The organism is Candidatus Hydrogenedentota bacterium, assembly GCA_035416745.1.
Taxonomy (GTDB): domain Bacteria; phylum Hydrogenedentota; class Hydrogenedentia; order Hydrogenedentales; family SLHB01; genus UBA2224.
Map to the genome: position 1 here is coordinate 1 of DAOLNV010000136.1, position 9,616 is coordinate 9,616.

General features: G+C 58.7%; 7 protein-coding genes. 6 read left to right on the top strand and 1 reads right to left on the bottom strand.

Annotated elements, in window-relative coordinates:
• The first annotated feature begins 118 nt into the window (after positions 1-118).
• The 6 genes from PLJ71_21745 to PLJ71_21770 all read left to right on the top strand — a co-directional run bounded on the left by PLJ71_21745 (position 119) and on the right by PLJ71_21770 (position 8,336).
• On the top strand, positions 119-1,204 hold the full coding sequence (locus PLJ71_21745; GenBank protein HQM51313.1) for a Fic family protein: 1,086 nt from the start codon (positions 119-121) through the stop codon (positions 1,202-1,204).
• 264 nt (positions 1,205-1,468) lie between these two features.
• Positions 1,469-2,833: a restriction endonuclease subunit S gene (locus PLJ71_21750; GenBank protein ID HQM51314.1), complete on the top strand. Its 1,365-nt coding sequence runs from the start codon at positions 1,469-1,471 to the stop codon at positions 2,831-2,833.
• The gene (locus PLJ71_21755; GenBank protein ID HQM51315.1) at positions 2,823-3,626 is read left to right on the top strand and encodes a transposase; all 804 of its coding nucleotides are present in this window, start codon (positions 2,823-2,825) and stop codon (positions 3,624-3,626) included. The genes PLJ71_21750 and PLJ71_21755 overlap by 11 nt, the downstream gene beginning before the upstream one ends.
• A 152-nt stretch (positions 3,627-3,778) precedes the next feature.
• A complete protein-coding gene (locus PLJ71_21760; protein ID HQM51316.1) occupies positions 3,779-4,111 on the top strand; it encodes a type II toxin-antitoxin system RelE/ParE family toxin in 333 nt (110 codons plus the stop codon).
• Complete coding sequence (locus PLJ71_21765) at positions 4,104-5,222, top strand: HigA family addiction module antitoxin (protein HQM51317.1); 1,119 nt, start codon at positions 4,104-4,106, stop codon at positions 5,220-5,222. Before PLJ71_21760 ends, PLJ71_21765 begins: the two co-directional genes overlap by 8 nt.
• A gap of 33 nt (positions 5,223-5,255) precedes the next feature.
• Positions 5,256-8,336 carry a type I restriction endonuclease subunit R gene (locus PLJ71_21770; GenBank protein ID HQM51318.1) on the top strand — a complete coding sequence of 1,027 codons (3,081 nt, stop codon included), beginning with the start codon at positions 5,256-5,258 and terminating at the stop codon, positions 8,334-8,336.
• Between the two features lie 408 nt (positions 8,337-8,744).
• On the opposite strand, the gene PLJ71_21775 is transcribed toward PLJ71_21770, so the two are convergent.
• Positions 8,745-9,616, bottom strand: an 872-nt coding sequence (locus PLJ71_21775; GenBank protein ID HQM51319.1) for a hypothetical protein, incomplete at its 5' end; no start/stop codon positions are given.

The following is a 9,616-nucleotide window of genomic DNA, read 5'->3' on the forward strand; positions in this document are numbered from 1 at the left end:
GACGATGGCGAACTGTTCGAAGACAAAATGCAGCGCCTCACCGAAACCCTGGGCCAACAATTCATTGAAGCCGAGAAACTTGACGAGGCCATCCGAGGGAACCTGCGGAGACTTGGCTATGAGCTATGATCCTTCAGTGCCGTTCGATGAATTACCCCCGCTGCTGCCGACGACCGAGGTGGAGTCAAAAGCGGTTCTCAAGCAGTGTCTCACCGCTACCCGCGCGCTCGCTGAGCTAAAAGGGGCAGGTGGACTGATTCCAGACCAATCTATTCTCATTAATGCCATCCCTTTACAGGAAGCGATGATGAGTTCTGAGATCGAAAATATCGTCACAACGCAGGACGAGCTTTTCAAGGCCGCAATTGACGAATCCTCAGTTGCCGATCCACAGACGAAGGAAGTTCTTCGCTATCGCACCGCACTGAGACACGGCTACGAAGCACTGCACGACAAGCCACTGTCGCTCGACTTGATTCTGAGTGTGTGCCGCGTGTTACGCGATCAACCATCCCTCGAATTTCGCTCCGAAACCGAGCGTGTCGTCATTGCCAATCCTCAAACTCACGACATCATCTATACTCCACCCCCTGGCGGCCCTGGCCTGGTTGATAAGCTTCGCAACCTTGAGGCCTACCTTCTAGCACGGGAAGGTCCCGATCCGTTGATTCGAATGGCCGTCGGGCACTACCAGTTTGAGGCCATTCATCCGTTCACGGACGGCAACGGACGCACCGGCCGCATTCTAAACATCCTTTATCTCCTCCACGCGCGGCTGCTCGACATCCCGGTGCTCTATCTCAGCCGCTTCATCATTCAGAACAAGGCCGAATACTACCGGCTGTTGCGGGGCGTCACCGAGGGCGGTGACTGGGATACATGGCTTATCTACATGCTCCGGGGCATCGAGGAAACCGCCTATTGGACTTGCGGCAGAATCCGCGCAATCCGCCAGCTTCTGGACCACACAGCCGAGCGTTGTCGGAAGGAATTGCCAAGGGTGTACTCCAGGGAACTGGTCGACCTCATTTTTCGCCAGCCCTACTGCAAGATTGGCTTTCTCGTGGAAGAGGGGCTCGCCGAGCGGAAAACCGCCTCTAAGTACCTCCGCGAATTGGAGCAAATTGGCATTCTAGCCGGAGAGAGAATAGGGCGCGAGGTCGTTTTCAAGCATCCCGCGCTTCTGAAGGTGCTCGCGGCATGAGGACTCAACAACTAACGTGTCCCTGCGGTGTACATTTGGCCAGAACATGTCCAATTTCTCGCTCATATTGGACACGTCGACGAAACATGTCCACGGCATGGACATGTCCCTCGGGATATGTCCATTTTGCCGCCAGACATGGACACAATAGCTGCTGGGCCGCGACCGCTGAGAAAGAGGGCTTGGTCCAGACTACAGCCAAGCCGTCTTTCCACACTCGAAAGACAGGTTGTACCAGCAACAAGGATTTGCAGGGATTCGCTTATGGAAACTGAGTGGACTTCTGTAAAAATTAGCGATTTGAGCGATCCCTGCTATGGCAGAATCATTCGCAAGAAGGATATGCTCCCCTCTGGCTACCCGATATGGAATGGCTACAGCATTTCGGGGTATCACAGCGATTTCATGTATGAGGAGCCGCAGGTTACCATTACCTGTCGAGGCGTTGGCGGGACTGGAAATATTCATATGACGCCTCCCAAGTGCTGGGTAACGAACCTTGCGATTGTCATGAGGATCCGCGACGAGAACGTCTTACATAAGCCATTCTTCTATTGGGCAATGACCGCTTCTGACAGGTCGCAGCTCATAACAGGGTCCGCACAGTCTCAGATAACGATTAATCATCTCGCCCAACACAAACTCATGCTCCCTCCCCTCGCCGAGCAGAAGGCGATTGCGCACATCCTGGGGACGCTGGACGACAAGATCGAGTTGAACCGGCGGATGAACGAGACGTTGGAGGGGATGGCGCGGGCGCTGTTCAAGTCGTGGTTCGTGGATTTCGACCCGGTCATTGACAACGCCCAGGCCGCGGGCAACCCCATCCCCGAAGAATTCCGCGACCGCGCCGCCCAACGCGCCGAAGCCGCCCAATCCGCCGCATCCCAGGGCCGCCCCTTCGGCCTCCCCAAACCCCTCGCCGCCCAATTCCCCAACGCCTTCCACGACTCCGACCTCGGACCCATCCCAAGAGGGTGGAGAGACGGCGTTGTAGGTGACATTGCTAAACAGGCCATCGGGGGACAATGGGGAAAAGACAAGCCATCTGACGAACTGGTACCTGCAATCTGCTTGCGAGGGTGTGACATGGAGGCTCTTCGCAATATCGGCTTCGCGCCAGCCGCGCCGACCAGATTCGTTAAGCCGAAGGCCGTTGAGACCCGGTTGCCCACAGAAAAGGACGTTCTAATTGCTGCTTCTGGGGCTGGTCCCTGCGGCCGTCCGCTATGGTGTTCTTCTTTGCTAGCAAGTCTCTACGAATTGCCGGTAATCTATTCAAACTTTGTTAAACGGCTCACCACTTTTAGTACTGCGCATGCCGTCTATTTGGATCGTGTGCTAATTGGCAAGTTTGAAAACCGTACAATCCATGATTTCATAAATGGCACGTCTGTGCCCAATCTAGATGCCGAGGGGCTTTTAACAGGATGCACGGTCTTGGTCCCGTCCGATGATGCTCTGAATGCTTTCCTGCATCTGTGCCGACCTACCTTCGCCAGCCTCTACTCAAAGGGAAACGTTACCCTGTCCGCCCTCCGCGACACACTGCTGCCGAAGCTGTTGTCGGGCGAACTGCGGGTGAACGACGCGGAGAAGTTCACGGAGGCCGCGTTTGATGGAATATGACCCGGTGATACACCATCGGCGTTCCATCCGTCTGGAAGGGTACGACTACACGGAGACGGGCGCGTATTTCGTAACCATGTGCGCCCAAAACGGCGCGTGTCTGTTCGGGGAGGTGGTTGACGGGGAAATGCGGCTGAATGATGCGGGGCGTATGGTCCAAGCGATATGGGATGAATTGCCCGTTCATTACCCCGGCCTCGATACACATACATTTGTAGTCATGCCAAACCACGTACACGGGATTATCCTCGTAGGGGCGGCCCCCCGTGGCCGCCCGGATGCAGGCCAGGGACGGGGGCATGGGCAGGCACAGGGGCCAGGGCAGGCACAGGGGCCTGCCCCTACAGGGGCTGCCGATGATCTGGCGGGTTCGGGGCAGGCACAGGGGCCTGCCCCTACGGGGGCTGGTGATGATCTGGCGGGTTCAGGGCAGGCACAGGGGCATGGGCAGGCACAGGGGCCTGCCCCTACGGGGGCTGCCGATGATCTGGCGGGTTCAGGGCAGGCACGGGGGCCTGCCCCTACGTTGGGTCTGGCGGATGCCGTTCACCGGTTCAAGACTTTGACGACGCGTGAATATGTCCGCGGGGTCAACCAACACGGTTGGCCAGCGTTTGACCGGCGGCTATGGCAACGCAATTATTACGAACACATCATTCGCAACGACGACTCTCTTAATCGAATTGTGAGCTACATCGCGGACAATCCCGTGCAATGGGCTGTTGATCGGCAGAACCCTGCGGTGGCGTGCTGCAGCACGCCCCGCCCAATCGACCGCCCATGGCATGTTTGACCGAATCCAATGTCGAGCAGGCCGCGCTGGCCTCGATGAAGTGATGAAGAATCTGGCGGGGAAGAGAGAAGGCCGGTATAAGTGGAAGCTTTTCGTAATAGTAGTTGGATTAACCCCAAAGGTTAAAACTTTTTGCATAATCTGTCATTATCATGTATATTGAGTTCAAGACGAGGAAACTGAGGAAGCAATGCGAGAGCTTCGCGGCGTTGCGCAACGCCTACGGCGAGGTGATTGCACGACAGGTCGTGAAACGGCTCAACGCACTGAAGGCGGCGGATTGCATCGAAGACCTGGACCCGCTTCCGCCGGTTCGTTGCCATGCCCTGAAAGGGAACCGTCAGGGGCAGTACGCGATGAACGTAGGCCAGCCGTTCCGCCTGATTTTCGAGCCGCTGGATGAAACGCGCACTACGCGCGAGGAAAGAGGAGCAAGGCCGGAGTGTGGAGTCCGCATTCTGGGTATCGAGGATTACCATGGCTGAGATGAGGAAAGACAGGGGTTACGCGCCCGATATCGCCATTCCGCCAGGCGAAACTCTGCTGGAGTCCATAAAAGCCCTGGGCATGTCGCAGACGGAGTTGGCCCAGCGTATGGGCCGCCCTTTGAAGACCATCAACGAGATAATCAAGGGGAAGACGGCGATTACGCCGCAGACCGCGATGGAGCTTGAGCGTGTGGTTGGGGCGCCTGCCCGTTTCTGGCTTCGGCTTGAGATGGATTACCAGGAGGCCTTGGCTCGATTGGATGAGCGGAAGGCGCTCGAGGAGGACAAACCGCTGCTCAAACGGTTCCCTTATACGGAAATGGCTAAGAAAGGCTGGCTTGCATCCACACGCAGTTGGGAGGAGAAGATCCGGTTACTGCGCGCCTTCCTTGGCGTGGCCACGCTGGACACCCTTCCCAATGTGGAGGCGGTGGCCTATCGAAAGGCGCAGAAAGTCAAGGCCAGCCCCGAGGCATTGAGCGTTTGGCTCAGAAGAGGGGAACTTCTCGCCCAAGAGATGGATACAGCGCCCTTTTCCAAGGCGGGATTCCGCGAGGCGCTGAAGAAGATCCGGCGTCTTACACGCGGCCCCTTGAAAACGGCCATAGAAAAGACGGTGGAACTATGTGCGGCCAACGGTGTCGCGGTCGTCTTCGTACCGCACCTGCCGAACACCTACGTGAACGGCGCCGCCCGGTGGGTGAAAACGGACAAAGCGCTTATCCAGTTGAGCATCCGGTACCGTTTCGAGGACGTTTTCTGGTTCACGTTCTTCCATGAGAGCGGGCACATTCTGTTGCATGGTACGAAAGGTTTCTTTATTGATGTCGAGAAAGACGCGCGGTCGGAAGAAGAGAGACAGGCCGACGAGTTTGCACGGGACATGTTGATTCCCCAGGCAGATTTCCGTCGATTCACCAATTGCAGCCGGTTCGATGCCGCCAGTGTGAAAGCGCTCGCAAAAGAGGTCAAGGTCTGTGATGCGGTAGTAATAGGCCGATTGCAGCACGAACAGCAGGTTCCTTACAGAAGTGCGCTTAATGATCTCAAGCGCACGTTGGACTGGGAGAAGCATATTCCTGAAATGCCGTTTTCGGACGCGAGCTGAACCGGTAAGCGTCTAGAGGAGTAGCAGGGGGCCATGCCCGGCGTAACCGAATCGATTCTGGAAGAAGCCGTCCTGGAGTGGCTGGAGGGGCTGGGCTACGCGGTCGCTCACGGTCCTGACATTGCCCCGGGAGAGCGTGCCGCGGAGCGGCTGGACTACGCCGAAGTGCTGCTTGAAAAGCGCCTCCGTGCTGCCCTGGAGCGCCTCAATCCCGATTTGCCGTATGAAGCCATCGATGCGGCCGTCCGCAAGGTGACGCGCTTGCCCGCTCCGGCGCTGGTCGGCAACAACCACGCATTCCATCGCATGTTGGTGAACGGCGTCGATGTGGAATACCGGAACCCGGACGGCGGCGTGAGCTACGACAAGGCCCACCTGCTCGATTTTGCCGACGCGGACAACAACGACTGGCTGGCGGTCAACCAATTCACGGTCATCGAGGACAACCACCAGCGCCGGCCGGACATCGTGGTCTTCGTGAACGGGCTGCCCCTGGCCATCTTCGAGTTGAAAAATCCCGCCGACGAAAACGCCACGGTCTGGATGGCCTACAACCAGTTGCAGACCTACAAACACCAGATCCCTTCCCTGCTGGCCTATAACGCCACCCTGGTCATCTCGGACGGCACCCAGGCCCTCGTCGGCAGCCTGACGGCCCAGAAAGAGCGGTTCATGCCCTGGCGCACCATCGAAGGCGACACGTTGGCGCCGCCGGCCATCATGGAACTCGACGTGTTGGTAAAGGGCGTGTTCGAGAAGCGCCGGTTTCTCGACCTCGTGCGCCATTTCATGGTCTTCGAGGATCAGGGCGACGGGGAACTCATCAAGAAACAGGCGGGCTACCACCAGTTTCACGCGGTGAACACCGCCGTCGAGACCACCGTCGAGGCCGCAAGTCCCAAGGGCGACAAGCGGTGCGGCGTGGTCTGGCACACACAAGGCTCGGGAAAGAGCCTGACCATGGCGTTCTACGCGGGCAAGGTCATCCTCCACCCGAAGATGGAGAATCCCACGCTGGTGGTGTTGACCGACCGGAACGACCTCGACGACCAGCTTTTCGGCACGTTCGCCCGCTGCCACGAGCTCCTACGCCAGAAACCGGTACAAGCCAACGACCGGGAAGAATTGAAACGGTTGCTCCAGGTGGCGTCGGGCGGGGTAGTGTTCACGACCATCCAGAAGTTCTTCCCCGAAACGAAGGGGGAGGCGTACCCGTGCTTGTCCGAGCGGCGCAACATCGTGGTCATCGCCGATGAGGCCCACCGCAGCCAATACGATTTCATCGACGGGTTCGCGCGCCACATGCGCGACGCGCTGCCGAACGCGTCGTTTATCGGGTTTACGGGTACGCCCATCGAATTGACCGACAAAAACACGCGGGCGGTGTTCGGCGATTATGTCAGCATTTACGACATCCTGCAGGCCGTCGAAGACAAGGCGACGGTGCCTATCTATTACGAGAGCCGCCTGGCGAAACTGGCCCTGGACGAGAACGAACGCCCGCACCTGGACGAGGATTTCGAGGAAGCCACCGAAGGCGAGGAACTGACCCAGAAAGAGAAGCTGAAGACCAAGTGGGCCGCGTTGGAAGCCTTGGTAGGCGCGGAGAAGCGCATCAACCTGATCGCCGAGGACCTGATCGAACATTTCGAAGAGCGTCAGGCCGCCATGGAAGGCAAGGCCATGGTGGTCTGCATGAGCCGCCGCATCTGTGTCGAGTTGTACGATGCCATCGTCCGTCTGCGGCCCCAGTGGCACGACGAGGACGATACCAAGGGCGCGATCAAGGTCGTCATGACCGGTTCCGCCACCGACCCGGTGGCGTGGCAGCAGCACATCCGCAACAAGAAGGGCAGGGAGGACATCGCCAACCGGTTCAAGAACCCCGACGACCCGTTCAAGATCGTGGTGGTGCGCGACATGTGGCTCACGGGCTTCGACGTGCCCTGCCTGCACACCATGTACCTCGACAAGCCCATGCGGGGCCATACGCTCATGCAAGCCATCGCGCGGGTCAACCGCGTGTTCCGCGACAAGCCGGGCGGGCTGGTGGTCGACTACCTCGGCGTCGCGGCGGAGCTAAAACAGGCTCTGGCCAACTACGTCAATAGCGGCGGACGCGGCGAAACCGCCCTGAACAAGGAAGAGGCCGTCGCGCTCATGCTCGAACGGTACGAGATGTGCTGCGACCTCTTCTACGGGTTCGATTATTCGGTGTGGAAGACCGGCACGTCCGGCGACCGTCTGGCCCTGTTGCCGCCCGCACAGGAACACATCCTGGAGCAGGACGAGGGCAAAGAACGGTTCATGACAGCCGTTACCGACCTGTCCAAAGCGTTCGCGCTGGCCGTGCCGCACGAAGAGACCACGCGCATCCGTGACGACGTGGCGTTCTTCCAGGCCGTGCGGGCCGGTCTGGCCAAGATTACCGGCGAAGGGGATGGACCGGGCAAGACAGCTGAGGACATTGAGCACGCCATCCGGCAGATCATCTCGAACGCAGTGGCTTCCGATGAGGTTGTGGACATCTTCGCGGCAGCCGGGCTCAAGAATCCCGACATCTCAATTCTGTCGGACGAGTTCCTGGCGGAGGTGCGCGGCCTTCCCCAGCGCAACCTGGCCGTGGAACTGCTCCAGAAGCTCCTCAAAGGCGAACTGAAAGCACGGGCTAAGAAGAACCTGGTGCTGTCGCGGTCATTCGCCGAGATGCTTGAGAAAACCCTTCGCGCGTACCAGAACAGGTCCGTCGAGGCCGCCAAGGTCATCGAGGAACTCATCAAACTCGCCAAGGAACTCCGCGCAGCCGACAAGCGTGGGGAGGACCTGGGGCTCACCGAGGATGAGGTCGCCTTCTACGATGCCCTCGAAGTCAACGACAGCGCCGTGAAAGTCCTGGGCGACGACACCCTTAAGACCATCGCCCACGAACTCGTTGAGGCCATCCGCCGCAGCGTCACCATCGACTGGACGGTCAAAGAGAGCGTGCGGGCAAAGCTACGCGCCTACATCCGCCGCATCCTCCGCAAGCACGGCTACCCGCCCGACAAGCAGAAGAAGGCCACCGAGACTGTCCTCGCCCAGGCCGAACTCCTCTGCGCCGATTGGGCCGCGTGACCGCCGCCGCCTTGCCACGCGCATACATATAAGGCTGAAAAGTTATTCAGTAGGTGAACGATTGTGTTCTATTTTGTACTTGGACCGCGCGACTTTCGCCGTCTCGGTACGCACGTGTATATATAGCTGAAATTTTCTTCAGGTAGGGGAACGGGAGCAGACTAAACGGGTCTGGACAGCAGAATACCGGGCCAGAGCGCTGCCCCCCTCGGAAGGATAACCGACACCAATTGGCAAAGCCCAAGCTTAGCGGGCCGTAGGCCGCGCCCTTCGGACGGATTCGAACTTATCACGAAGTACCTCTTGCACATGAAATGAAACCTCCTGTTATTCGCGCCAGTGACTTGGGTCGCTTCTCGGGCTACTTCCAGGTTATGAACCGAAAGAAGCCCACGTACCGTTGTTACCTTATGGCGCCATGGCCCACACCTCGACCGCATACGTGAATCGAATGGTGTAGTGGAAGACGAGTTCAATGCGGATTGTCACGGATTGTCCCGGAAGCAGTTCCGTGATTCCGGCCTTGTCTTCCAGGTCATAGTAGAAGTCGCCGTTCTGCGTCGTGCCGCTCGCTTCCGGCATGTCCACACCGGCAGCGCTGATGACAAAGACGGCCTGCATGGGCGCCTCAATGGCATCAGCGGAGATGTTGGTAATGGTCAGATCCGCCGCGCTGATCATCATCCGCTTGATCGGGTCCATCATGTACACGCTCTCGTTGGCGGTGCTCATGGAGACGCGGCCGGTCACATCCTGGAAGCTAAGTTCCTCCATGCAGGTGACCTCGACATTGTCCGCTGACGTGTCCTCGCCATCCGTCACTTCCAGCTGCAGCACGTAGCTTCCGACCACATCCGGAGTGAACCAAGGAAGCGCCGTCGTCCGTCCGGAGATGTCGTCATTGGTCAGCCCGCTAAGAGCCGGCAAGGAGACAAAACTCCACATGAACGACAATGGCTGAGGCCCGCTATCCGGGTCATAACTGCCCGAGCCATCGAGATAGGCGGCTGCACCATACGCCACAGTCTGGTCTGCCCCGGCATCGGCAACCGGCGGCACGTTCTCCAGCTCCGTAACCGTGATAACGGCCACCGCGATGTCGGACTCAAACCCGTCCGATACGGTAAGCATCAGCTCGTACACCCCCGCCATATCCGGCATGAAGGACGCACTGCACTCGGTCCGGTCCACGATGTCGTTATCCGTCAACGTGCTCCCGGCCGCCACGCTGAAGAAGCTCCAGGCGTACGTGAGAGGCTCCGGACCATTGTCCGGGTCGT

Coding starts and splice junctions, on each gene's coding strand:
- PLJ71_21745 (HQM51313.1), top strand. CDS start 119: ATGAGCTATGATCCTTCAGTGCCGTTCGATGAATTACCCCCGCTGCTG.
- PLJ71_21750 (HQM51314.1), top strand. CDS start 1,469: ATGGAAACTGAGTGGACTTCTGTAAAAATTAGCGATTTGAGCGATCCC.
- PLJ71_21755 (HQM51315.1), top strand. CDS start 2,823: ATGGAATATGACCCGGTGATACACCATCGGCGTTCCATCCGTCTGGAA.
- PLJ71_21760 (HQM51316.1), top strand. CDS start 3,779: ATGTATATTGAGTTCAAGACGAGGAAACTGAGGAAGCAATGCGAGAGC.
- PLJ71_21765 (HQM51317.1), top strand. CDS start 4,104: ATGGCTGAGATGAGGAAAGACAGGGGTTACGCGCCCGATATCGCCATT.
- PLJ71_21770 (HQM51318.1), top strand. CDS start 5,256: ATGCCCGGCGTAACCGAATCGATTCTGGAAGAAGCCGTCCTGGAGTGG.